Genomic DNA, 841 nt, shown 5'->3' on the forward strand with positions numbered 1-841 from the left:
TTGCTGGGGTTGTACCTGACCGGTTCCTGCCGGGTCGTCTTCGCCGACCAGGGCTTTTCCGGGCGTCTGGTGCTCTGGGCGCGTGAGGTACTGGGCATCATCGTGCATATCGTCACCAAGCCCGTTGACCAGTGCGGTTTTCAGGTGCATTCCCGGCGGTGGGTGGTCGAGCGGGCGCTTTCACGGCTGACCGTCGATGCCGGACGCCCGATTGACACGGCGATCGAGCGCAGCGATGCTCCAGCCTCAAGCCCGCGAGAGATCGTTTCCCGGTCGATTGCTGTGAGGTGCCCGGCCCGAACCACGGGCACTGTGGGCGAGATACCACCGTGGTGCTTCAGCACCGTGAACACCGATCCGGGTGGCTTGCCCAAGGCCCGGGAGATCATGCTGATCGACTCGCCGGCCCGCCATCGTCGCCACAGATCCTGCTTGACCACATCTGACATCCCCGGCCGACCCATTCGAGCCACAAGCCCTCCACCTACCAGCACCGTTGCGTTGACTCCCTGAATCTAAGACGGCTTTCTTCGTGCGGGAGCGTGCTCTCGGTGGCGCGGTCCGGCTACGGAACCGCGATCCGGCCTGCTGAATAGTGCAGTCGCTGGAGACACGTTGGGGCTGGCCACTGGCTACGAGGCTAGGCAAGCAGCGGGATACGGCAACACCGCCTCACACGATCACACGTCACCAGACCGCATCTGCCACGTGACCAGGGCGAGGAGCCCTCTACGTCGTGACTAGCTCCCGTTTGCAAGTAGGCAGAGGTTGTCCCGTAGCTCGTAGAACTTGAAGTGGCGGTCCCCGCCTCGGGGCCTACCTGGTGGTAGGTCTCGGGCAA

Annotated in this window: 1 protein-coding gene; it reads right to left on the minus strand. The window is 64.0% G+C overall.

Annotated features, from left to right (window positions below):
* Positions 1-140: 140 nt before the first annotated feature.
* Positions 141-464: a helix-turn-helix domain-containing protein gene (locus tag ACSDR0_RS50860; protein WP_435296178.1), complete on the minus strand. Its 324-nt coding sequence runs from the start codon at positions 462-464 to the stop codon at positions 141-143.
* Positions 465-841: the final 377 nt, after the last annotated feature.

Origin of the sequence: Streptosporangium sp. G11 (assembly GCF_051192615.1) — a bacterium.
Classification (GTDB): domain Bacteria; phylum Actinomycetota; class Actinomycetes; order Streptosporangiales; family Streptosporangiaceae; genus Streptosporangium.